Annotated in this window: 20 protein-coding genes; 12 read left to right on the forward strand and 8 right to left on the reverse strand. The window is 37.5% G+C overall.

What is annotated here, in order from left to right; genetic code table 11:
• The first annotated feature begins 35 nt into the window (after positions 1-35).
• Complete coding sequence (locus tag ACVWYG_RS09445; protein WP_457269949.1) at positions 36-2306, forward strand: GH92 family glycosyl hydrolase; 2271 nt, start codon at positions 36-38, stop codon at positions 2304-2306.
• Positions 2307-2327: 21 nt separating this feature from the next.
• On the forward strand, positions 2328-3818 hold the full coding sequence (locus tag ACVWYG_RS09450) for a sialate O-acetylesterase (RefSeq protein WP_457269950.1): 1491 nt from the start codon (positions 2328-2330) through the stop codon (positions 3816-3818).
• A 363-nt stretch (positions 3819-4181) separates the two neighbouring features.
• On the opposite strand, the gene ACVWYG_RS09455 is transcribed toward ACVWYG_RS09450, so the two are convergent.
• Complete coding sequence (locus ACVWYG_RS09455) at positions 4182-6176, reverse strand: ATP-binding protein (protein ID WP_457269951.1); 1995 nt, start codon at positions 6174-6176, stop codon at positions 4182-4184.
• Between the two features lie 342 nt (positions 6177-6518).
• Between ACVWYG_RS09455 and ACVWYG_RS09460 the strand changes: the two genes are divergently transcribed.
• The 9 genes from ACVWYG_RS09460 to gnd all read left to right on the forward strand — a co-directional run bounded on the left by ACVWYG_RS09460 (position 6519) and on the right by gnd (position 16738).
• A complete protein-coding gene (locus ACVWYG_RS09460; RefSeq protein ID WP_457269952.1) occupies positions 6519-8903 on the forward strand; it encodes a heavy metal translocating P-type ATPase in 2385 nt (794 codons plus the stop codon).
• Positions 8900-9079: a cbb3-type cytochrome oxidase assembly protein CcoS gene (ccoS, locus tag ACVWYG_RS09465; protein ID WP_457269953.1), complete on the forward strand. Its 180-nt coding sequence runs from the start codon at positions 8900-8902 to the stop codon at positions 9077-9079. The genes ACVWYG_RS09460 and ccoS overlap by 4 nt, the downstream gene beginning before the upstream one ends.
• A 68-nt stretch (positions 9080-9147) precedes the next feature.
• A complete protein-coding gene (gene ccoN, locus ACVWYG_RS09470; protein ID WP_457270055.1) occupies positions 9148-11286 on the forward strand; it encodes a cytochrome-c oxidase, cbb3-type subunit I in 2139 nt (712 codons plus the stop codon).
• A gap of 4 nt (positions 11287-11290) precedes the next feature.
• Positions 11291-11473 (forward strand): hypothetical protein, encoded by a 183-nt coding sequence (locus tag ACVWYG_RS09475; protein ID WP_457269954.1) that lies wholly within the window; start codon positions 11291-11293, stop codon positions 11471-11473.
• Positions 11460-12416, forward strand: a complete 957-nt coding sequence (locus ACVWYG_RS09480) for a cbb3-type cytochrome c oxidase N-terminal domain-containing protein (RefSeq protein ID WP_457269955.1) — start codon at positions 11460-11462, stop codon at positions 12414-12416. The genes ACVWYG_RS09475 and ACVWYG_RS09480 overlap by 14 nt, the downstream gene beginning before the upstream one ends.
• A 15-nt stretch (positions 12417-12431) precedes the next feature.
• Positions 12432-13778, forward strand: a complete 1347-nt coding sequence (ccoG, locus tag ACVWYG_RS09485; RefSeq protein WP_457269956.1) for a cytochrome c oxidase accessory protein CcoG — start codon at positions 12432-12434, stop codon at positions 13776-13778.
• Positions 13779-13838: 60 nt separating this feature from the next.
• Positions 13839-14267 (forward strand): FixH family protein, encoded by a 429-nt coding sequence (locus ACVWYG_RS09490; RefSeq protein WP_457269957.1) that lies wholly within the window; start codon positions 13839-13841, stop codon positions 14265-14267.
• Positions 14264-14965, forward strand: coding sequence for a sulfite exporter TauE/SafE family protein (locus tag ACVWYG_RS09495; protein WP_457269958.1), 702 nt, complete (start codon positions 14264-14266; stop codon positions 14963-14965). The genes ACVWYG_RS09490 and ACVWYG_RS09495 overlap by 4 nt, the downstream gene beginning before the upstream one ends.
• 318 nt (positions 14966-15283) lie before the next feature.
• Positions 15284-16738: a decarboxylating NADP(+)-dependent phosphogluconate dehydrogenase gene (gene gnd, locus ACVWYG_RS09500; protein WP_457269959.1), complete on the forward strand. Its 1455-nt coding sequence runs from the start codon at positions 15284-15286 to the stop codon at positions 16736-16738.
• Positions 16739-17080: 342 nt separating this feature from the next.
• Here gnd and ACVWYG_RS09505 read toward each other — a convergent pair whose 3' ends face one another.
• The 5 genes from ACVWYG_RS09505 to ACVWYG_RS09525 all read right to left on the reverse strand — a co-directional run bounded on the left by ACVWYG_RS09505 (position 17081) and on the right by ACVWYG_RS09525 (position 21245).
• Positions 17081-18100, reverse strand: a complete 1020-nt coding sequence (locus ACVWYG_RS09505) for an endo-1,4-beta-xylanase (protein ID WP_457269960.1) — start codon at positions 18098-18100, stop codon at positions 17081-17083.
• 463 nt (positions 18101-18563) lie between these two features.
• The gene (locus tag ACVWYG_RS09510; RefSeq protein ID WP_457269962.1) at positions 18564-18959 is read right to left on the reverse strand and encodes a restriction endonuclease subunit S; all 396 of its coding nucleotides are present in this window, start codon (positions 18957-18959) and stop codon (positions 18564-18566) included.
• A 20-nt stretch (positions 18960-18979) separates the two neighbouring features.
• Positions 18980-19978: a restriction endonuclease subunit S gene (locus ACVWYG_RS09515; protein WP_457269963.1), complete on the reverse strand. Its 999-nt coding sequence runs from the start codon at positions 19976-19978 to the stop codon at positions 18980-18982.
• Complete coding sequence (rhuM, locus tag ACVWYG_RS09520) at positions 19978-20976, reverse strand: RhuM family protein (protein WP_457269964.1); 999 nt, start codon at positions 20974-20976, stop codon at positions 19978-19980. Before rhuM ends, ACVWYG_RS09515 begins: the two co-directional genes overlap by 1 nt.
• A 2-nt stretch (positions 20977-20978) precedes the next feature.
• Complete coding sequence (locus ACVWYG_RS09525) at positions 20979-21245, reverse strand: nuclease-related domain-containing protein (protein ID WP_457270056.1); 267 nt, start codon at positions 21243-21245, stop codon at positions 20979-20981.
• Between the two features lie 355 nt (positions 21246-21600).
• Here ACVWYG_RS09525 and ACVWYG_RS09530 point away from each other — a divergent pair, with 355 nt between their 5' ends.
• Positions 21601-22617, forward strand: coding sequence for a PD-(D/E)XK nuclease family protein (locus ACVWYG_RS09530; protein ID WP_457269965.1), 1017 nt, complete (start codon positions 21601-21603; stop codon positions 22615-22617).
• A gap of 221 nt (positions 22618-22838) precedes the next feature.
• Here ACVWYG_RS09530 and ACVWYG_RS09535 read toward each other — a convergent pair whose 3' ends face one another.
• Entirely contained in the window at positions 22839-23477 is a 639-nt protein-coding gene (locus ACVWYG_RS09535) for a hypothetical protein (protein ID WP_457269966.1), read from the reverse strand.
• Positions 23478-23638: 161 nt separating this feature from the next.
• Positions 23639-25318, reverse strand: a complete 1680-nt coding sequence (locus tag ACVWYG_RS09540) for a MutS-related protein (protein ID WP_457269967.1) — start codon at positions 25316-25318, stop codon at positions 23639-23641.
• Between the last annotated feature and the right edge of the window lie 155 nt (positions 25319-25473).

Genomic DNA, 25473 nt, shown 5'->3' on the forward strand with positions numbered 1-25473 from the left:
TTTTACTTCAAACCATAACCAAACCAAGCACATTTATGAGACAACTTTTATTCATTCTATTGGCTAAAGTTTTTCTGGCATTCACCGCAAATGCGCAACAGCCAAACCTGGTGCAGTATGTAAACACCCTGCAGGGAACGGATTCTGAGTATTCGTTGTCCTATGGCAGTACTTACCCAACTGTTGGCCTGCCTTTTGCCGAGCATTTCTATTCTCCTCAAACTGGAAAAAACGGCGACGGCTGGAAATATCAATATAAAGCCAAAACGATTAGGGGCTTTCAACAGGTTCATCAATGCAGCCCTTGGATGGGTGATTACGCCGTTTTTTCGCTTATGCCGAATGTTGAAAAACTTACTGTTGATGAGGATGAGCGGGCATTGTCTTTTACCCATGCCAACGAAATTGCCAAACCAAACTATTATAAAGTTAAGTTTGATGACGGAATTACGGCAGAGGTTTCTCCCGTAGAACGCGGCGCGCACATGAGGTTCAGTTTTCCAAAATCAGTAAAAGCCTTTTTGGTGTTGGACGGATTTTTAAAAGACTGTGAAGTAAAAATTTTGCCGAAAGAACAAAAAATTATTGGTTGGGTAAACAACGGAATGTTTGTGCCGAACGGTTTTCGGAGCTATTTTGTTCTGACATTTAACAGGCCTTTTAAAAGTTTCGGCACTTGGGAGAATGTAAAGGGGAAGATAAAAGATGGAAATCGATCAGATTCTGGAAAAGGAGTTGGGGCTTACCTAGAATTTGCGGCCGGGGCGCAGGTTGAAGTGAAGGTTGCCTCGTCATACATAAGCCCCGAACAGGCACAGGTAACCTTTGACCGGGAACTGGCAAAAAATAGAAATTTTAAAACCACCAAAGATGAGGCATTTAAAATTTGGAACGATTTGCTTAACCGTGTGTTGGTAGAGGGAGAATCTGAAGCTGATAAAGCAACCTTTTATTCCTGCCTTTTCCGAGCCAATCTGTTCTCCAGAAAATTCTACGACCTCAACAAAGCGGGCAAGCCTTACTATTATAGTCCGTATGATGGAAAAGTGCATGATGGATATATGTATACCGACAATGGGTTCTGGGATACTTTTAGGGCGCAATTTCCTCTGAGCAACATCCTTCATCGTGAAATGCAGGGAAGGTACATGCAATCCCTCTTGGATGCTCAACAACAATATGGATTTTTTCCCACGTGGTCTAATCCCGGCATGTCTGGCGTAATGCTGGGCAACCATGCGATTTCCTTGCTGTCGGATGCATGGCTCAAAGGTATAAAAACATTTAATCCCGATAGTGCCTTAAAAACTTACTACCACGAAGCGACCAATAAAGGTCCGTGGGGCGGATCAAATGGGAGGGAAGGCTGGAAAGATTATTTTACAAAAGGATTTGTACCACTGGGAGAAGTGCACGAAAGCACGGCAAAGACGCTTGAATACGCATATGATGATTTTTGTGCTTACAATCTGGCAAGGTCCATCGGTAACAAATATTACGAAAATATTTTTGCGAGGCAGATGATGAACTATAAAAATGTTTTTGATCCAACGGTTGGTTTTATGCGTGGCAGGCTTTCTAACGGCGCCTGGGTACCTAACTTTGATCCGGTTGAATGGGGCGGTGCTTTTACCGAAGGCAACTCCTGGCAATACACATGGTCTGTCTTTCAAGATCCAAAAGGCCTCATAGATTTGATCGGTGGCGATGATAAATTCAATGCAAAACTCGATTCTTTTTTCACGATAAAACCAGACGTCAAATACGGGTCTTACGGGCACGAGATTCACGAAATGAGAGAAATGGTACTTGCGAAAATGGGTCAGTACGCCCATGGAAACCAGCCCACGCAACATGTACCCTATCTTTATAACTATAGCGGGCAGCCATGGAAATCTCAGCGTCAATTGCGCATGGTTACCTCACAACTTTATAACGCAACCGAGAAAGGCTATCCCGGCGATGAAGATCAGGGCCAGATGTCCTCCTGGTATGTGTTGAGCGCTTTGGGAATTTATAGCGTTTGCCCCGGCACAGATCAATATGTTATTGGAAGCCCGGTGTTTAAAAAAGCTACGATCACGTTAGAAAATGGAAAGAAGTTCGTCATCCTGGCAGATGGTAACAGTGCCTCGAATGTATACATCCAATCTGCAAAGCTGAACGGAAAAAATTTCGAACATAATTTTATCACCTATAAAAACATCAGCGACGGTGGGGTGCTGAATTTTAAAATGGGCAACCAGCCCAATAAGAAAAGAGGCATTAAAAACGAAGACAAACCTTTTTCTTTAACTTCCTATTAAAAGACAATTCAAAATAAAAAGATGAAAACTAAAATCGAACAGCTCGTCCTAATGATGATTTTTTTGACCTGTCAGAATGTATTCGCACAAATTAGCAATCATTTAAAACTCTCGGATGTGTTACAGAGCAATATGGTGTTGCAAAGAAATAAACCATTTAAGGTGTGGGGCACTGCCGCTCCCCAGACGTTGGTAAGCATCGGCACCGACTGGATAACTAATCCGGTGAAGGTTATGGCCGATGATTCCGGTAATTTTATGGGCATCATAAATATTCCGGATATTAAACGTGGAGATTATTCCACCCACGAGATTACTGTAAGTTCGGCTGACAGCAATGTAGTTCTGAACAATCTGTTGATCGGCGATCTTTGGTTTTGTAGCGGGCAGTCAAATATGCAGTTTTCTGTAAAGGAAATGGTGGATGCCGATTCCATAATGGCCAATGCCAACAAACCCAGCATTCGACTATTAAGCACGCAGCTCAATTTCAGTGCAGCACAAATCGATAAAATCGGTGGAAGTTGGAAAATATGTACGCCTGAAGTTGTTAAAGATTTTAGTGCCGTTGCTTATGTTTTTGGTGAGCAACTTCAAAAAACGCTAGATATTCCAATCGGGCTGATTTTTAGTGGAATTGGTGCGTCTGGCGTGCAGGCCTATGTGCCGCAAGAAGTTTTGGCGAACGATACACTTTTAAACCGCGTTTATCTTCAGCCTTATCTTGCAAGTCCGAAGTCGAAAGAAGAAATCAATGAAGGTTTTTCTTTTGAAAAAGTGGTGCGTCCTTTTTTATTATATAATGCCATGATTTATCCGTTCAGAAGCCTGTCGATCAAGGGGTTTTGCTGGTATCAGGGAGAATCTAATCATTTAGAGCGGAGGAGTTACACCAGAGCAACGGAGGAAATGATTAAAGCCTGGCGAAAAGATTTCGGACAAGGACAATTGCCGTTTTACTATGTTCAGATTGCACCGTTTTTTCACGATAAAGAAGATCCATCGTTGGCCGAAGATGCTTTTTTTAGAGAAGCGCAAGAAAAGATTTTGAAGTTAAACAATACGGAAATGGTTCTTACGATAGATGTGTCCGACTCGAAAAATCTGCATCCAAAAAACAAGAGACCAGTCGGATTGCGCTTGGCGAAAACTGCATTAAATAGAACTTATGGAAACTTAGACGTCGTCTACCAAGGCCCACATTACACTAATGCAGAATTTAACAAAAGGAAAGCCGTCATACATTTCCAGAAAGAGAGTTTGGGTTCGGGGCTCAGCACCAATGATGGACAAGTACCAAAATTCTTCGCAATGGCCGGAGTCGACCGGGTATTTTATCCTGCGCAGGCAGAAATAAATGGAGACGAAATCACTGTCAGTTGCGCAAAAGTAAAACGTCCCGTTGCGGTTAGGTATGCGTTTTTTAATTATCCCGTTACCAATCTGCAAAATAAAGAAGGATTTCCTGTCGTACCTTTTAGGACCGATAATTGGCCTGAGAAAAACTTTTAATAAAATTTTTATAAAATTTTGGCAAATAATTCGATCGGCTTCCAGGCGGAAATATCTTGACTTTGCTAAGTGTTAACTATTAGCTGATTTTAGTTGTCGTTTTTGAGTGATTCACAATAAACTTAGTTTAAATCGATTCTCATCATTCCTGATTTTACTTTATATGCGACGTTTTTTATTGTTTTTAATTGCCTTAACACTATTAATAAAAGTCGTCTATTTTTCAAAAATACGGTTTAGGGGAAAATGGCTAGCCTAAAAGATTGAAGAGGAATACTTTTTGGCATTTTCTGCCCAAAAAGATATTGCGTACAGCGTTTAAAAACGACCAAATAATTTTAGTTGAACATTAGTTTCTAAAGCTTAGGCTATCGGTAAAGTAAATATAAATGTGGAACCTTCACCCGGTTCGCTTTCAACATAAATACGGCCTTCGTGACTTTCAATAATTTCTGAGCACAAATAAAGACCTATTCCAAATCCCGCAATGTTATGGGTATGGTTGGTTTTTACGCGATAGTAGCGGTCAAATAACCTTTCGATGTCGTGTTGTTTTACGCCCATTCCTTCATCCGTTACGCTTACTTTCACATAAGTTTCTTCGGTTGCACACCGAATCTCTATATTCTTTCCTTTCGGTGAATACTTTACAGCATTGCTCAGCAAATTAGATACAACAGATCCTATTTTTTCACGGTCGGCGTAAATCTCTACTGGCTCGCAAGACGCAAAATGGATGGTGTGACTGTTTACGGTAAGCTTAATTTCTTCGATAATTTCTTTTATCAAATGATCTAAATTAAAATACTGTTTATCGATATGGATTTTACCTGCTTCTAAGCGTGAAATGTCGAGAAAACCCTTAATCAAGTTTCGCATTTTATTTACCTGGATGTTGGATTTCGAAATAGCGCCGGAAATAAAGTTATCGTCACTGTTCTTTAACTTTGAATTAAGAACCTGTAAAAGGGCTGTGAGAGAAGTTAATGGAGTCTTCAATTCGTGGCTAACCATTCCGATGAAATCGTTTTTTCTAATTTCATCTTGTTTGCGTTCCGTTATATCCATCACAGAACCTACAAAACGAAGCGGCTTATCTTGGTCATCAAAATATGCTTTTCCCATTGCCCTAACCCACCTCAATTGATGATCTTCTACACCCACAGTTCTATATTCAACATCATAATGCCCGTTACTTATAGATTTGATAAACACATTGTTGATCACTTTGTCTACGCGTTCTCGGTCATTGGCGTGAAGACCGTTTAGAAAATCTGTCTCATAAGTAACTGCGTTATTATGGCTAATTCCAAACAGCATCCGGCAACGTTTGTCCCAATGCATCACTCCATTTTCAATATCCAAATCAAATGTTCCTAATTGAGCGGCTGTTACGGCCAACTTTAAGTTGTCTTGGGCTTTTACCAAATCCAACCTGGACAATACCATATCTGTGACTTCGAAAACAAACACAAGTACACCATCCGGCTTATTTTTTGCATCTCTTTTTGCTTGGTATATAAAATTGAAATATCTTTCTTCAACAGGGCCACTTTCTTCCCGCGCCAACGGAATTAGTAATTCGTTGCCTTCGTAGGTATTCCCAGTAGTATATACATCTTGCAGGATTTTCCAAATCTCTTGCCCCTTAATTTCAGGTATTGCTTCAAGTAAAGCTTTTCCCAGTAATTTGCGACCAGGAAATAATTCTTGGTAACGCGGGTTGACTAATTCAAAAACCAAATCAATTCCGCCAAGTATGCACACTCCTGCGGGGGTTTGCATAAAAAACTCGTTTAGTCTATCACGCTGATGTTCCGCTTCTATTTGAGCTAAACTTAATTTTTCGTTCGCTTCTTTGATTGATTTTAAGCTTTGTATTTTAGTTGTTGTTTCATTACAGATTACCAATACGCCTGCAGCGTTGCCTGTTTCGTCATCTACTTTTGTATAACTAAACGTCCAGTAAACGTCCTCCAGCCGGTTATTGCGGTATATTGGCATCAGTTGATCCTCACTCCAAATAGATTCCCCACCCGACAAAACCTGATCAATTAAAGGTTCGATTACAGGCCATAATTCAGGCCAACATTCCACACCTCGCTGTCCTAAAGCTGTTGGATGTTTTCCGCCGTTTCCTAAGCTCGGCCGATAAGCATCATTATAAAACTGGATTAGCTCTGGTCCCCACCATAAAAACATCGGGGATTTTGAGTTAAGAAGCAAGCTTAAAATGGTGAGTAAACTTTGCGGCCAAAGTTGCATGGGGCCCAATGTGGTTTTAGACCAATCGAAAGAACGAGTAAGCTCACCCATCTCGCCACCACCGCGCAACAATAATTTGGAATGAATTTTCATAAAAATCAAATATAATAAAAGGAGTTATCAACTTGAAAAGATTTTTTTAAATCTAATTGGTCTTTCAAACAATTAAAAATGAATGTGTGTATGAGCCGTTCGAGTATTCTGGATTATCTAATATTTAAGGCAGTTTAATATAAATTCTACTAATATTGCGGATTATTAGATAGCATGACCTCCGCTGTAACGGAAATTTAAATCGACCAATAGCAGCTACATACATGGAAAAAGTAATAACTATCATTTTTTTTTCCAACCTCATTCATGCCGAAGCAAAACGCGATAGTTTATTTTTGCGAAGATCCACTTTTGAAGTTAAGATCTACCCAATTAAGCAGAATGGAACACCAAAAAAATACCATCGTTAAACCTTGTTGTTATCACTGTGGCGAAGAATTACCCAAAATTCAATATCATTTTGAGGATAAGGATTTTTGCTGTGCAGGTTGTTTGGGCGTTTTTAAAATATTATCAGAGAACAACTTATGTAGCTATTATTCATATAACAGCAATCCTGGTAGCCAACTGGGCGGCGAGCAGCGTCTGGAGTATCTTGACGAACCAAAAATTATTAGTCAGCTGCTAGACTATCAAGATGAAGACGCAAGCATCATTACCTTTTACATTCCGGCCATTCACTGCAGTTCCTGCATATGGCTGTTAGAGCATCTATATAAAATTAATCCAGCCATCTTTAATTCTCGCATCGATTTTTTAAAAAAACAAGTGACGATTAGCATCAATCACAAAGAAATTTCTTTAAGGCAATTGGTGTCGGTCTTAAATCAGATTGGATATGAACCATCTATCAATTTACAAGATGTTGTTAAGGCAGAAAACAATCTGGTAGATAAGCGACTCGTACTAAAAATTGCCATTGCGGGGTTTTGCGTAGGGAACGTCATGCTGTTTAGCTTTCCAGAATATTTTGGGCTTTCTTCCTTCGAGAAACAATTTCAGTCGCTATTTGGATGGTTAAATTTAGCTTTTGCCATTCCTGTTGCATTTTATTGTGGCAGCGACTATTTTGTATCGGCGATAAACAGTCTAAAACACAAACGCATTAATTTAGATACACCATTAGCGTTTATTATTGCGGTACTTTTTTTAAGAACAGCTTTCGAGATTATATTTGATTTTGGGCCCGGTTTTGCCGATACTTTAACTGGTCTTGTTTTTTTATTGCTGCTTGGGAAATGGCTAAAGCAGCGTACATACCATCATATTTCATTTGATCGTGACTACCGATCATACTTTCCCATTGCAGTGACCACCTTAAAGGATGGTAAAGAAAAACCTTTGCCTATAAATGAGATTTCAATCGGCGATAGATTATGGATTCGGAACGGAGAACTAGTTCCCGCCGATTCTATTTTAATGAAAGGAGATGCCTGGATGGACGTAAGTTTTGTAACCGGAGAGGCTGAGCCAATTCATAAAATTTTAGGAGAAATTATCTATGCGGGCGGTAGGCAAACCGGAGAGGCGATAGAGTTGGAGGTAATAAAGCCCGTTTATCAAAGTTATTTAACAGGATTATGGAACAATGAACATTATAAAAACGGTAAAAATAGGCAAAACTTCAACGATAGTGTGGCAAAATATTTCAGTATTGCGGTTTTTTTAATCGCATTTTCTGCGGCCGCATACTGGTTTTTCCAACACGATATCCATAGAGCTTGGGCCGCTTTTACGGCGGTAATTATCGTTGCTTGCCCATGCGTACTCGCCTTAAGTACGCCATTTACTTTATCTGCTGTGTTATCAATTTTTGACAAGAAAGGATTCTACGTAAAAAATACAGATGCGGTAGAAATGTTGGCTAAATGCGATCTGATCATTTTTGATAAAACAGGAACGCTTACCACTACTGAAAATGCAAGAATAAGATTTAATGGATCCTTAACAAAAGAGGAAAACGTTATGATCGCTTCTTTGTTGAGGAATTCCTCGCATCCGCTTAGTAGGCATATTTTAAAGGCATTAAACGTAGAAAAATTCCTTCCAATTTACAATTATAAAGAAGTAGTAGGAAAGGGTTTAAGTGCTCAGGTCGCAGGTCGCCAAATTTATGCAGGCCATTCTTTTATGCTTCCGATACCAATTGAAGCAGTGAGTGTAAGTGGCGTTCACATCGCGATTGGCGAAGTTTATAAAGGTTTCTTCGAAATCCAACAACAGTGGCGTGATGGTTTGCCTCAGCTTATTCAAAAACTTTCAGCATTTAAACTACAGGTCTTGTCTGGCGATACAGACAAAGATCGTCAAATACTTAGACGCATTTTTACGACGTCAACAAGATTTAGATTTAAGCAAAATCCGCGTCAAAAATTAAATGCCGTGTCAAAACTTCAACAACAGGGAAATAAGATTTTAATGATTGGTGATGGTTTAAACGATGCTGGTGCGCTAAAGCAAAGCGATTTTGGTATCGCTTTAACTGACAATGTAAATAATTTTTCGCCGGGCTGCGATGCCATTTTAAAAGGCGACTCCATAAGTCTTTTGCCAAATTTTATTCAGCTCAGTAAAGATGGATTAAAGGTAGTTAAAATCAGTTTTGCCATTGCAATAACCTACAATTGTATCGGGGTTTATTTTGCTGCGCAAGGAACCCTGTATCCGTTAGTTGCAGCTGTTCTAATGCCTATTAGCACAATTACAATCATATTTTTCACTACAATAGCCACTAGATGGTTCGCCCGAAAAAATAACTTGATATGAACATCCTTTACTTTTTAATTGGTTGCAGCCTATTTATGGCACTAATTTTTCTTGCCGCATTTTTCTGGGCATATAAAACCGGGCAAAATGAGGATGTGCATACTCCAGGTATGCGAGTGTTATTTGACGATGACACGGTTGAAGAAAATAATGAGCAAGATCACCTTTCTGATTAAGCATTGTCATCTATTTGACACGTCGTTTGAGATACTTTTGAGGTATTAAAACAAACTTCTTTTCTATGATGCAGTTAGAGAAATTTACCTACGATAATAAAATCGTTCGAGACTTTAGTATCGCCACACTGGTATGGGGGATTATCGGAATGACGGTCGGTTTACTTATCGCCACCCAACTTTATAATCCTGCGCTTAACCTTGGTAGCCAATACACCACATTCGGACGAATTAGGCCGTTGCATACCAATGCAGTAATTTTTGCCTTTGTCGGAAACGCAATTTTCATGGGCGTGTATTATTCGCTACAACGCCTGCTAAAAGCAAGGATGTACAGCGATGTGCTTAGCAAAATACACTTTTGGGGATGGCAATTAATAATTGTCTCAGCGGTAATCACGCTTCCGATGGGCTTTACAACATCTCATGAGTATGCGGAGTTGGAGTGGCCAATAGACATTGCCATCACGGTTATTTGGCTGGTTTTCGGCGTAAATATGTTTGGTACAATCTTAAAAAGGCGTGAGCGTCATTTGTATGTTGCCATTTGGTTTTACATTGCCACATTTGTTACCATTGCGGTATTGCATCTAGTGAATTCCTTCGAACTCCCCGTTTCTTTCTTAAAAAGCTACTACGTTTATGCTGGAGTACAGGATGCCTTGGTGCAATGGTGGTATGGGCACAATGCCGTCGCTTTTTTTCTCACCACTCCATATTTGGGTTTGATGTATTACTTTTTACCCAAGATGGCAAATCGCCCAATTTACTCCTACAAATTAAGTATTCTACACTTTTGGTCACTTATTTTTATTTACATCTGGGCAGGACCTCACCATTTACTTTATAGCTCTCTGCCGGGTTGGGCGCAATCTCTAGGCGTTGCATTTTCTGTGATGCTGATCGCACCAAGTTGGGGTGGAATGATCAACGGATTGTTGACCTTGCGGGGTGCCTGGGATAAAGTTCGTGAAGATGTTACCCTCAAGTTTATGGTGGTTGCGCTTACTGCTTATGGCATGGCCACTTTCGAAGGACCATTGTTGTCTTTAAAACAAATTAACGGCGTCGCCCACTTTACAGATTGGATTATTGCCCATGTACACGTTGGCGCACTCGGCTGGAATGGGTTTTTGACGTTTGGAGTTTTATATTGGTTAATTCCGCGCATTTACAAAACAGAGTTGTATTCTAAAAAATTGGCGGCCTTTCATTTCTGGATCGGCACGTTAGGTATTCTGTTTTATGCCGTACCTATGTATTGGGCTGGCTTTACGCAAGGCCTCATGTGGAAAGAATTTACCCCCGAAGGCATGTTGAAGTATCCAAACTTCTTGGCTACAACATTGCAAATTATTCCAATGCACATATTACGATCGATTGGTGGCGCGCTTTACTTAGCGGGTGTAATAGTTATGACATACAACTTGACAAAAACGATGTTAAGCGGCAAACTTGTTGCAAACGAAGCTGCTGAAGCAATGCCTTTGCCAAAAATAATTGAGCTTGCGCCTGGAGATAAAGCTTGGCATAGAACATTAGAGCGTAAACCAATGAAATTTATGGTGGTTTCTCTCATCGTTATTCTTATAGGTGGAATGGTAGAAATGATGCCAACTTTCGTAATACAATCTAACGTGCCAACCATTGCTAGCGTTAAGCCTTACTCACCTTTAGAACTTCAGGGACGAGATTTATACATTAGAGAAGGCTGTGTAAACTGCCATACACAAACCGTACGTCCGTTCCGTTCTGAAACCGAAAGGTATGGGGAATACAGTAAAGCAGGGGAATTTGTTTATGATCATCCATTTTTATGGGGAAGTAAACGTACAGGTCCAGATTTGCACCGAATAGGCGGAAAATATGCGGATGCATGGCATTACAATCACCTGCTCGATCCAACGTCGATGTCTCCGGGAAGTATTATGCCTCCCTACCCATGGTTAACGACTCAAAAACTAGACATAAGCACAACTGCCACAAAAATTAGAGCGATGCAAACATTAGGCGTCCCATATCCAGAAGGGTACGATAAACAGGCAAATGACGACTTATTGGCACAGGCAGAAAAGATTGCGCTAAATCTCAAAACAAATAACATTAATGTTAAAAGTGACCGAGAAATTGTAGCTATTATAGCTTATTTACAACGTTTGGGCACGGATATAAAAGCAAACAAAGAACCAATTCCCTCAAATCAATAAATATATGTTCAATCAGATCAAAGATTTGGCCGGTGGCGAAGTTTACCTCATTATCTCACTATTTATGTTCATCGTTTTTTTTGTTGTGGTGGGCATTTATCTGCTAAAGTTAAGCAAGAAGCACATCGATGCGATGAGCCAGTTACCCTTAAAAGAAAACCAACCCGCAGGATATGAAGAAGCTTAGACTTTCTATTTTACTCTTAGCAACATCGGTAGCGACTTTTGCAGCCGATGTTGCCCCAGCCCAGGTAATCTCTACCGAACCTGGCTTGGGTTTAGGCAGCGCCGACCTGCTTATTGTCATTTTGTTGCTTTTTACCATCGTTCTACTATTTGTTTCGCTAGCGTTACTAAACGCATTTAAAGTTTTGTACAAGGAACAGTTGAATCCAACCCCGTACTTGGCACCCGCAAAAGTGCCGCTTTTAAATTATGAAATTTGGCTAAAACAAGAAAAAGCAAAACCCTCAATCTGGACAAAGTTATTGAGTTTAAGGCCAATGGAAGAGGAAAAAGATCTGGTAATAGACCACTCTTATGATGGTATAAAAGAATTAGATAATCCCGTGCCCGCTTGGTTTAACATACTGTTTCTGGCAACCGTTATGTTCGCCATCAGCTATCTCCTTTATTATGAAGTTACCGGATATGGCGATACCCAAGACAAGGAATATGCAAAAGAAATGGTTCAGGCCAAAATAGACAATACAGCTTTTTTGGCTACGTCTGCCAATGCCATTGATGAAAACTCAGTTAAACTGGACAATACCCAAACGATCTTGACGGAGGGTAAATCTATTTTTGCAACGAATTGTGCTGTCTGCCACGGTGATAAGGGACAAGGTGTAATAGGACCCAATTTAACGGATGATTTCTGGTTACATGGAGGTGGAATAAATAACGTTTTTAAGACCATCAAATATGGCGTACCAGAAAAAGGAATGATTAGCTGGGAAAAGAATCTCGATCCAAAAAAAATGAGCGCCGTAGCAAATTTTATTTTATCACTGAATGGAACAAATCCCGCGGGAGCCAGAGCACCTCAAGGAGAAAAATACGAAGCGAAAAACCCCACAGATGGTAAAATGAAAACAAGTTCTGATAGCGCAACTGTGGCGACACCTTAACGATAAAAAAAAACAATGGCCAACAACTTTATATATCCTAAAAAACCATCCGGTCAATTATATACCTATCGGAAATGGGTAAGCTATGTGTTGTTGTTGATCATGTTTGCTTGTCCATTTTTAAGATTTAAAGGAGAGCAATTGGTGCTGATCAATTTTATTGAAAGAAAGTTTGTCTTTTTTGGCTTAATATTTACCCCACAAGATTTCTATCTTTTTGCGCTTGCCATGCTTATATTTATTATGTTCATTGTATGTTTTACGGTGGTTTTGGGAAGATTGTGGTGCGGATGGGCATGTCCGCAAACTATTTTTATGGAGATGGTTTTTCGTCGGATAGAATATTGGATTGAAGGTGACGCAAACAAACAACGCAAATTAGATGCGCAAGAATGGAATGCGGAAAAAGTACTAAAAAAATTCAGCAAGCATTTTATTTTTCTAGTCATCTCTTTCGCCATTTCTAATGTATTTCTCGCCTATGTGATCGGCGCTGATGTGCTAGTAAAAATAATGACTGAACCGATTGCACAACACGTTTCTGGCTTTATTTCCATTTGGCTATTTACCTTTGTTTTCTATGGTGTGTTTGCCTACGTAAGAGAAGTTGTGTGCACTGTAATTTGTCCTTACGGTAGGTTGCAAGGGGTTTTATTAGACAATCAGAGCCTTGTGGTCGCATACGATGTGGCACGTGGCGAGCCTCGTGCAAAACTACAGAAAAATGTAGTCGACACCTTAAAGGGCGACTGTATAGATTGCAAACTCTGTGTTCAGGTGTGTCCAACAGGAATTGACATCAGAAAGGGCACTCAGTTAGAGTGTGTAAACTGTACTGCTTGTATAGATGCTTGTGATGAAGTGATGGTTAAGATAGGAAAACCTAAAAAACTAATTGGTTTTTTCAATCAGGAGTACATCAAAGACAGAAAAGTTTTTAAAATTGGAGTTAGAGCATATGGATACGCAGCAGTACTCTTTGTGGTACTGATGGTTTTTTCTTCGCTTATTTATAGACGAGAAGATGTGCAAACAACTGTCTTAAGGGCAAGTGGCACCCTGTACCAAAGTAGGGGTAATGATAAAACGACGAACTTGTATAGCGCAGAACTTACAAACAAAACAAATAAGAACATACACTTTATTTTTAAACCTCAAAACGATCAAGATCAAGTAGAATTTATCCAGAAAGCGACTGTTTTGCCAAAGGGAGGTTCCGTTGAACTTACATTTTTCCTCATTAGAAAAAACACAGCTATAAAAGAATTTAAAACAGCTGCAGTTTTCGAAGTTATTGCTGATGGAAAAGTCTTAAGTACCGCAAAAACAAGCTTTTTTGCGCAACCACAAGCAGATGATTAACAATTCCTTCAATGCATAACTTAAACAATTGTCACAATTAATTTCATAAAAAATAAGCGGATGAACTGGGGAACAAAGATTGTAATGGGAATGGTAGCATTTATGCTTTTTATATCGAGCTTAGTTATATACATGTTTTATGTGCACAATAGAGATCCGCTAATTGAGGAGAATTATTATGAAAAGGGTATAAATTACAACCAAGAATTTAATGCAGAAAGAAACGTGCTGAAAGATGATGCTAAACCAAAAATTACGGTTACAGAAAATCAAATTATAATCCAATTAAAGGATAAAGCAACCTATCAACTTGTTTTAATGTGGCCATCCAATAGCTCAAATGACATTAAACTATCCGGCACCTCTACAGGAGATTCAAATTTAATTGTGGTAGACAAGACTAAATTGACTAAAGGTATGTGGCTGTTAAATCTTCAATGGCACTCGCTAAGTACCGCTTATTTATATAAAAATAACATCATCCTGTGACGGAACTTTTACCATTGGCTTTTTTAATGGGTTTGTTTGGCAGCCTCCATTGTGCCGTAATGTGCGGCCCAATTATGCTTGGTATGCCTTTTCAAAAGCAAAACTATTTCACTGCGGGAATACAATTGCTGTTATACCAGTTTGGAAGAATACTCATTTACACTATTCTAGGATTTGCAGTTGGCGCTTTGGGAAGCAGTTTAAAAGTTTTCAGCAATCAAAAAACACTTAGCATAAGTATTGGAATTATACTAATTGTATTTACAGCGCTTCAGTTTAACAAAGGGTATAAAAATAGATTCTCAAAAATTCAGTTAAAAACGTTAAATCCGATAAGCAAATTGATGGGAAACGTATTGAGCCTAAAAATGTGGGGTTTGTTTGCCGGCATGTTAAACGGATTGCTTCCCTGTGGGATGGTTTACCTCGCATTGGCAACCGCTTTAAACACAGGAAATACGACCTCGGGCGCAATGTTTATGTTTCTTTTTGGGGTGGGCACTGCTCCGCTCATGATGATGATTTCGCTGGGTGGAATTTTTCTAAAAAAATACATCCGCTTCAATACCAATAAACTTATCCCTTGGTTTATGCTTATTATGGGTATACTTTTTATCTTACGATCTGCGGATCTCGGAATTCCTTTTTTATCTCCGGTAACCAAAAGCAGTTACGGACAAGTGTTAGACTGCGAATAATAATTCTTCTAAAATTCAATTGCCTTAATACGCTTGGCAGCATTAACTTCTTGCCTTTTTCATTTTGGAATGATAAGCTGCATGCTGGTTCGATTGCTTTTTTGTTTGTGGGTTTGCATCTTTATCTAAATCATGTGTGTTCGCCTCAGAAATTGAATAAAAACTCTCACGAAATAAGACCGACCCGAATTTTTTAAGAGGCAAATGCCGAGAATCAAACATAGTTTTGCGCTTATTACGACAGATTTAATCGAAAACAATATATTTGAGAAATACACAAAATAAATTCACGTCATCAAAAAAACAATTCATTAAATTATGAAACAAGCATCAGACATTGGAGTGATAGGAATTGCGGTCATGGGCGAAAACTTGATCCTAAACATGGAAAGTAAAGGATTTACAGTTACCGCTTTTAACCGCACTGTAGATAAAGTAACCCATTTTATAGAAGGTAGAGCAAAAGGTAAAAATATTTATGGCGCAATGGACATAGAAGATTTCATTGGGTCTTTAAAAACACCACGTAAAGTAATGCTAATGGTTAAAGCCGGCAAACCTGTAGATGATTTTATTGAAACGCTAATTCCTCACTTAGAAAAAGGCGACATCATCATCGATGGTGGGAATTCTCATTTTCCAGATACCGATCGAAGAACAAAGTATGTAGAAAGTAAAGGCCTGCTTTATATTGGTACTGGTGTTTCTGGCGGTGAAGAAGGTGCATTGTTGGGCCCATCTATTATGCCAGGCGGTTCTCCAAAAGCATGGCCCGAGGTAAAAACCATTTTTCAAGCGATTGCAGCAAAAGTTGATGGCGATGTTCCTTGTTGCGATTGGGTGGGCGAAAATGGCGCTGGTCATTTTGTTAAAATGGTGCATAATGGAATAGAATATGGTGATATGCAGCTTATTAACGAAGTGTATCAAATTATGAAGGATTTACTTGGCATGAGTGCCCAAGAAATGCACGAGGTATTTAAAGAATGGAATGAAGGAGCGCTAGACAGTTATCTAATAGAAATTACACGCGATATTTTAGCATTTAAAGACGAAGATGGCGTTGCAATGGTAGATAAAATTTTAGATACTGCAGGCCAAAAAGGTACAGGGAAATGGACTGGCACAGTGGCTTTAGAATTAGGTATTCCATTAACTTTAATTACTGAATCGGTATTTTCTAGGTGTTTGTCTGCATTGAAAAACGAAAGGGTGGAAGCTTCTAAAATATTAACTGGTCCTAAGCCTGTTTTCGAAGGCGATAAAAAGGAATTCATCAACCAATTAAGAGATGCCTTATATGCTGCAAAAGTAATTTCTTATGCACAAGGTTATCAAATGATGCGCGCGGCGGCAGAAGAATATGGTTGGGATTTAAACTTCGGCAGTATTGCTGTAATGTGGCGTGGCGGCTGTATTATCCGATCTAGATTTTTAGGCAACATTAAAGAAGCCTTTGATAAGAACCCCGAGTTGACTAATTTGCTACTGGATCCTTTCTTTGCTAAAAAAATGGCAGATACACAAAATGGATGGAGAAAAGTGATTTCTGCTGCGGTACTAAACGGCATTCCGGTACCTTGTTTAAGTGCAGGATTAACTTATTTTGATGGCTACAGAACTGAACGTTTGCCAGCCAATTTGCTACAAGCGCAACGCGATTATTTTGGCGCCCATACTTACGAAAGAATTGATAAACCTCGTGGTGAGTTTTTCCACACCAATTGGACTGGACGTGGAGGAGAAACCGCTTCTACTACGTATGATGTGTAATCGCTTCTATAAATAGATTACTTAGGAATTTATAACCACAATTGAGTTTTCTTTCGCTTTTTTTCGAGAGAAAACTCAATTCATATAAACGGAATCCGATTACTGGTACATGCAATTTATTTGCTTAAATCGGTTAATTCTTCTTGCGCTAAAGTATTTTTTAAATAGTCGATGGTTTCAAACGGAACACTCATCCTTTTAAAAGCTCATAACTGCATCTACTTTTAGAGCATCTTTTGTTGTGTTATATTTTCAGTGTTAGGTTTTTTTTAGGCTATTAATCTATCGCATTTGTCTTGAACTAGAAATTTTTATAATGGCTCGAATTTCAGAATAAGCAAATTAAAAATTGACTACACTCCAATAAGCCTTTTTTGGCTTAAGATTCGCGTCAAATAATAAAGGATAGTTTTTTTTGCCTCTTCCATCTAGCCAACTAGAACGGTCAGATACATTCCAAAATGTTACTCCGGTAATGTTTTTTCTGTACTTTCTGAAAACGTCAAATATCATTTTGTATTTGTCCAATTGTTGCTTTTCCATTTCTGGAGTAAAACTTGCTTTTTCATTTTCGCCGCTTACTAATTGTCCGCCTTGATGCCCTGAATATACCGAGACATCAAGTTCTGTAAACTGAATTTGGAGGCCTAAAGAGGCGAACAACTTGATAGACTTTTCTAATTCTTCTCTAGATGGCGTATTTACCGACCAATGTGCCTGCAAACCTATTCCGTGTATTGCAACACCTTTATCTATCAAACCTTTTAACAGTTTATAAATTTTTTCTCGTTTGGAAGGGATTTCTGTATTATAATCGTTGTAAAATAACACTGCTTTCGGATCAGCTTCATGTGCATATTCAAAGGCTTTGGCAATAAAGTCTTCACCACAAATTTGATACCATTTCGAGTTGCGAAGCAAAGCGCCTTCGCCATCTGCTACCGCTTCATTTACCACATCCCAAGCGTAAACCTTGCCTTTATACCTCGAAACCACCGTATGGATATGGTCTTTTAATTTTTGCAGTAATGCTTCTTTAGTTATGTCTTTTCCTTCACTATCCTTAAACATCCAATTAGGAGTTTGGGCGTGCCAACATAAATTATGACCTCTTATTTTCATGTGATGTTGGGTGGAAAAATCTACAACAGCATCGGCATCTCGCCAGAAATAGCTGTTTTCCTCAGGATGTATTGGTCCCATCTTCATGCAGTTTTCGGCAGTTAAGCTATTAAACTCTCTGGTAATCATCGGAACTTCATCTCCGTTTAAATCTCTCGGACCTACCGCCACGCCAATTGGAAAATATTTTTTATAATAATCTTTTAAACCTTTTTGCGCATAAGCGGGATTTAAACTCATAAAAATGAAGAAAACTGATAAAATAAAACTACAGCAAACTGAACGTAAAAAAGTTAGGGTTTTCATATTTGGGTGTCTAAAGGAGATAAATTACAAACCTGAGTTCGATAATTAGTATTTATTTAAATAAAGCTAAGTCCGTTTTTGAGCTACATTTTGTGCTGAGATTGCTTCGTTCCTCGCAATGACGCAGCGCGGGATCGTCCTTTGCGAGGAACGAAGCAATCTTTTCTGTAGGCTCGTTTTGGATGTTTTAGTTATCGAACTTACGTTAAAAATACATTATTCTGAAGACTTTTAGTCCCGCTCTTCAGAATGCATAGCTTGCGCATTCCGATTATCTATAACGCGGATTTACGAATCTGCTTTTATCGGGATTGCTCCAAAGGAGCTATTTCGTAGCAAATCCCGCTTTATGGAAGGTTAGACATCACCATGCGGAAGATATTGAACAGCCGGTTGTCTAGGTTAACAATATTTTTTCTATTTCAGCATTGGCTTGTACCAATGCCTCTTTTGTATTGTCTTTTAGTTGTTGTGCTTGTTTTCTGATTTCTGTTATGTGGTCTGCTATTTCTTGCTGTTTGGCAAGTGGTGGGAGGGGGATTGGAAGCAATTTTAAATTATCGTTGTTTAAGTAAAATATTGTTGCTACTGAACAAGCTCTTTTTGTCAATTCAAGAAATATATTTGTATTGAACCAACATGAAGCAAAACGAGGATTTATTTTTTCTTTAAAAAATTTTAATGAGGAAACATTTTGATTTATAGAAATAGGATTTTCTATTTCATTTATTGCTGAAAGTCCAACAGTACCTGCAATACACATTATTACTTCGTCTTTTAGAGAATATGTCAAATCTTTTCCAAATTGATATTTTACATATTTTGTATCAGATAAATCAATTTGATATTTTTTAAATTTGTATTTCGTAAGAAAACTATTTCTTCATTGTCTGTAAATGGGTCAAGTTTTTGATGTGGTGTTGTACCTGTTTTAATATTTTCTAAGACATCTTTTATTCTTGAAATTGGAAATTTACTTTCAGAAAATGAACTGAAAATTTCATTGAAATAAGCTTTATTAAAATGAGGATCAAATCTGCTTCCACTTACTTCACTAATTTGTGTTGTAAACATTCTATTCTTCAACGTATTTTTGGGTGGTGTGGGTAATGTAATGCCCAACTCGCCCAGCAAATAATCATCTATACTGGCTAATAGCTTTTCGGCCTCGGCTTCGTTTTGTTGTTTGTGTTTAATAACATCAAAATATATTTTGACGATTTTCTTTTGAGTTTCAATATCAGGTGTTGGTATTTCTAAATTCCTATATTCTTCTGCATTAATATTTGGTTGCTCTGTTGATCTTTGAATTGCTTTTGTCCATTTTTTATAAAAGTCAGTTTGAGTATAGGCAAATATGTATTCAGGCATAATTTTCAAACCATCAATTTTAAATCTAATCATATAACCGGCAAAAAAACATTCATAACCCACATTTTTGTGTAAATAAGATTTACCAACTGCATTTCCACTTCGTGCAAGTAACAAATCGTATTCTTTCAAAAAATATTGTTCTTCAATTGTATTTGCAGATTTCCCCAAGTTATTTTCTAATTCACCAAATTCATTTATGTCTGTTATTCTGATATATCTTGGTTCGTCGCTTTTTGTTCTTTCAATTCCAATTTCATTAGCACCATATTGTGGGTTTTCTAAAAGAAAGTTTTTCAAAGCAATTGGCTTGTATTTAAAATCTTTAATAGTTTTAAGATATACAGACCAAGATGGGTCAAAACGTTTTTCCAATTCGCTTTTTTGCAAAATAAAAACTCGGTTTGGGTTAAGTGATGGAGATAGGGTGTAGTTGTTCATTACTTTTTCGAAATCTTAGGATTTATTTTTTTTGCAGTATTTTCTATTTGCTTTATAAAATGCCTTTCTCCTTCAGATAGTTCGTTTTTAGTTTGCTCTTTGTATCTTTCATACTCAGCACTGGCCTTTTTTAATGCTTGTTTATGACTTACTGTACCTGCAGTTTTTAAAATATCATTGCCTGTCATTCTCACAAAATCATCTAATCTTTCAACCCAATCTTTCATATACATTGGCTTGCGGTTAAGTGCCTGTAATTCGGGTAATTCTAAGTAGGCGGTTACCATTCTATTCAGCACATTCAACTCATTTTCGTTTAAATAGTTTTTAGCTACGTCGGTTTCCTGTTTTGTAGGTTTGCTGCCTTTAATGTGAGCTAAGCCTAAATTTGTCTTCTTTGCATCAATGCGTTGGTAAATAATTTCCGCTGCTGTATGCCCATGTGCTGCCCAATGCATTTTGTTTTGTACCGTTTGAAAAAATTGGGTAGTTATATCTAACGAAGCGTCGTAATCAATGCTGGTAGCGTAAATATCTAATACCTTTCTCCAAAATACTTTTTCAGACGAACGAATATCTCGGATACGAGACAATAGTTCTTCAAAATAATTGCCGCCACCTGCTTGTTTCAGCAACTCGTCATTCATTGTAAATCCTTTTACAATGTATTCTCTTAATCGGGCTGTTGCCCATTGCCGAAACTTTGTGCCTTGTTGGCTTTTTACTCGGTAGCCAACAGAAATTATTACATCGAGATTGTATAAGTTAGTAGGTTTGGTAGAAAAATCGGAATTTCCGATTTTTCTCATAGAAAGCTCACTAACAAGTTCTTTCTCATCATAAATATTTAAAATATGCTCGTTTATTGTAGATCTTGATTTTTGGAATAGTTCAGCCATTTGGTCTATCGTTAGCCAAACCGTTTCATCCTCTAATCGGGTTTCAATTTTTGTAATGCCATCTTCAGTTTGGTAAATAATAATATTGGTGTTTTCCATAATTACTTTTCAGTCTTATTAATGTGCGTAATAAACTTTTGTAATTCTGTACCAATTTCTACCAATTCGTTATTGGCTGTGGCTCGTCCAGTTGCAAAAATCCAAGCGCTATAGTCTTTTACTTCAAATACTAAAATGCAGACGTTTGTCACAACAACTAAATCAGATTGAGAAACTGATTTTTGCGTTTTTCTATATACAGGTCGTGAAAGATATTTTCCTTTGGTATTCCGTATTTCAAAAGCTTTAATACCAAATCTCTTTCTGATTCTTTGCCTCTATTTTTATTCGTGACGCTTTCTACTAATTTTTTATCACGTATTTTACAGTAAATAGTAAAACCAAAGTATGCGACTGAAATTGCAAAGGCAAGGAGGAGAAGTTTATCCACTATTCGAAGTTATGAAGTTGTATTTGATTTTGTGAAGAATCCCGCTCTTCGGAATTCGTAGCTTGCACATTCCGATTATCTATAACACGGGTTTCAGAATCCGGTTTTATCGGGATTGCAAATCACGTTTTATCAAAGGTTAGGCATCGCGCTGAGCACCATGTCGAATATTGGGTGATTTTAAATTCCGTTTTCAAAACGTATCTTAGCATTTCTAAATATCCTTACGCTCCATGAATTTATTTAGTTCCTTAATAAAGTTATACAGGTCGCAAGGGCTAAAAACTCCTTTAGAAGATTTTACGACTGAAATATTTGTTAATATTCTCGAAACCCATCCTAAAATTAGAGAGAAATTCGTTAAAGATATTCTGAAAATTGATGGGGATGGATTTTCCATCTCATCTCAAGAAACTTTCTCTTTTACAAAAAATAGTCGGACCTCATGTAAAATAGATATAGTATTTCGAAACGAGGATTCAATCTGTTTTCTGGAGAATAAAGTTCATTCTGTTGAAGGTTTTGGGCAACTTAATAATTATTGTCAAGTCCTTGACGGGCTTTCTCAATATAAAAACAGGTACCTGAGATTTTGCACAAAATTTTTTCAAGATAAAGCACACATCGTACAACACGATTTTAAGCAATTTAGATGGTGTAATATTGCAAATTTTTTGTCATTTTGGTCAGAGCACCAGATTATTGGTATCTTTCTCGAATTTTTAGAAATTAACAAAATGGGTAATTCAACTGATTTTACATTGCACGAAGTCCTTGCGCTTGAAAATTTTAATCCGGCATTATTAAAAATGGAAGCTTACCTTGATAAGCTTAAGCCGAGATTCAGATCAATTTTTGGTGACTTTAAAATTGCCAAAAATATGAATCAACTAAAAGAGCATACACGCCACGTTTTTTGGAAAGAGAATCTTTTTGGAAATTATTATGTTGAATTGGGCGTCGGTTTTCAGTTTTCTGGCTCTCCTCATCTAATTGTGTGGATTTGGGTTCCCGAGGATAGTCCGAGCCTTAAGGCTTTTCAAGATATGCTTTCAAAGGTAAATGAAGGCTATAACAATGCAAAAGACTATTTTGAGTATACTAAGTCTCTATCCGATTTTATAAGCTCTGAGTCCATGGAAACAGATATTGAAGAATGGTTTGTGAATACTTTTGGAAAAATGAAATTGATGGCTGAAAGTTACCCTGAACTTGAATGGAATCTGCCAAGTAAAGACGTCGAATGTTAAGTCGAAATTACACGATTTGTTAAAATTGATCTTTAGAAAAAACCAAAATTGCTCGAGTTATACTGCATAAAAAAAAGTCTTCTTTTGGGGATGTTAAACTTGCGCGCCCCGAAGTGTAGATGAGCCCAATTTCCGAACCCACAAACACTCTTTAAAACATCTAAAAGGGATTGTTCCAAAGAAACTATTTTGCGGTAAACCCTTATTTATCTAAAGTTAGACTATTCAGTTAATTTACTTATTTTCCTATCTGATTTCCTCAACAGATTTATTCCTTTTAAGGAATCATTTTCTTTTTTTGGAGTTTCTTGTTTCAATTTTAAGATATTCAAGTCTAATTGAGTTTGTTCTAATTCCTTTTCGGAATTTGACTTGTCAAATTCTGCTTTATATATACCAGCAGAATAGGCAAATGTTACCGCGATTGTCAAAATAGTCCAAAACAAACCAGATGAGAAAATGTCTTTTTTGTCTTTCGGTAAATTCATTTTTTCAGTTAGTTCATTTTCAAGGATCTCAATAAGATTTATAAGACCTTTTCTGTCTTGAACCCAAGCCTCATTATTTTTGTAGTGAATTGTGTTGAATATACCTTCTTTTGGAAAAAAAGTTAATTTATTTAGATGATTATAGTAGATGCTATCATCCTCTAAATGAGCATTGAAAAAACCGATTAGCTTTCGAATCAATTTATTTTTTTGCTCCCTTATATTGCTAATTTCATTATAAGTGTGCTGCTTATCTTCTTCAGAGTTTGAATCTATAATACTATCAAAATTTTTTTCAGTAACCAGTTCTTTTGGTAGACTTTCAGCTTCTTCCTTCAGTTTAATTAATCTGTTTAGTGCTTTTCTTTCCAAGTTCTGTTTTATTGTTAGTGCGGTTTTATTAATCAATCTCAACTAATAAATATCCTCTATTTTCCAGCGTATATTTTTCGTTTAAGTTACCCAAATCTATAATTACATTTCAACAATCCAAACAACTCTCAAGATTAAAGTTGGCCGAAACCTAATCAAAATCACTCTACCACTTCATCTATTTTCCCTGAAGATAATTTTTCACTTATCGCGAAAGCTTCTTCTATAATTTGGGTCGGATAGTTGTGCATTTGCAAAATTCTAATGGCATTTTTAGTTTTCAGCGCGCCTTGTTTTAATTTGTGGTCGAAAATAAGTTCGTCCTCGGCAATGGTTTCTGTAAAATGGTATAAATCAAACTCTTTGGAAAGCATATCGGCAAGCTCAATATCATGCGTAGAAACAAATACAATGTTGTTTTTTTGGTTTAGGTAAGATAAAATAGATTTTGCAGCCGCAATCCGCTCGATGGTGTTTGTGCCTTTAAATACTTCATCCATAATAAACAAATGTTGGTCTTCACTTTTGGCCGCTTCAACCAATTTCCCCATGGCGGTTACTTCCTCTAAATAGTAACTTTTACTCTCAAACAAGTCGTCGTCTATTCGTATTGAAGAATATAAAGTCAAAAATGGCGCTTCATAATAATCGGCGAAAACGGTGTAAATGGTTTGCGCCAATAAAGAGTTAATGGCAATAGTTCGCAGAAAAGTCGTTTTCCCCGACATGTTAGAACCCGTAATTAAAACGCTTTTATTTTCTACGTCGATGCTGTTCGGTTCGCAGTTTTCTACCAATGGATGGACGATGTTTTTAACGGAAAGCTTCTTGTCATCAGCTGTAAATGTTGGTTTGCATGTTCCTGTCGAGTTTTTGCGAAGGGCAGTTAACGAAATGGCCATATCTATCGAACCTACGTATTCAAACAAATCTGAAATGGTTTTCCGATTGCGTTCTAACGATTTTAACAGATTGAAAATGGTAAAAATATCAACCAAGAAGATACCTTTTATAATTTCGAAAAGATAGATAGGAATCTGACTAATGTCGCCGCCATTTTTATTGTTGATGAAAAGAATGGCAATTTTCTGCTGTACTTTTTTAAAAACCGGTATCTTCTCTGCAATTAAATCATTGTTAAAAGGAATAGGTTTTTTTGCCAGCTTTTTAGAAACATTAATTAAGGTATTTAATTGACTAAGCGATTTGGTGAAAACCATAATGTTTTTCTTATTCCAATAGTTTAAATATGTAGCGTTGTACACCATAATAAAAAGCGCTAGCAAGAAGAAATTCGGGAAGATAAAGCCAAGTCCAACGGACAAAATCAAAACGGCTACATCTAAAATGAGCAAATGATACCACTCTGGTTTGCTCGGAAATCTTTGGTTAATCAATAAAGCAACCGTATAAGCATCGTCGTGATTTAGTTTGGATAATTCCAATTGAACATCTTCTCTAACATCTGGGTTTGCATCAAAAAACAGGGCTTGATGGTCTAAATCGGTCAATTGTGCTATGTTTTTCGCAGGCGATTTAAGTCGATGGAATAGAAATTGTTGTCCCATTTTACTTGTTGTGCGATCTACAAAGGCAAAAAGTTCATGGAAATCTATATCAGAAATGGTTTGCAAGTTGATTTCGTGAAAGCCTTTTAAGGCGTCTGGCATGTACCAATCTAACTTCACTAGATTGATGCCGTCGGTTTTTGCGTCTTTCCATTCTTCTCTAATTTTTTCTAAGAGTTTGGCTCTTTTGTTTTTGGCGTTCGACGAGAAATAGACAACAACTAGCGAAAGAATAGCCAAGGTCATCAGAATGGAAACTATTTGTACATTCATTTTTAAACAATTGGACAACGAACTACTGGGATTACACGAAGTTCGATGTAGTGCAAAAATCTATTCGTAATGCAAATAGGCGCAACTATTGACAAAGTTAATTTTTTTGTGCAATCGATCGACATCGCCTAAAGAAATCAGTAGTCAAAACAAGC

The sequence above is a fragment of the Pedobacter sp. UYEF25 genome, from assembly GCF_054061655.1.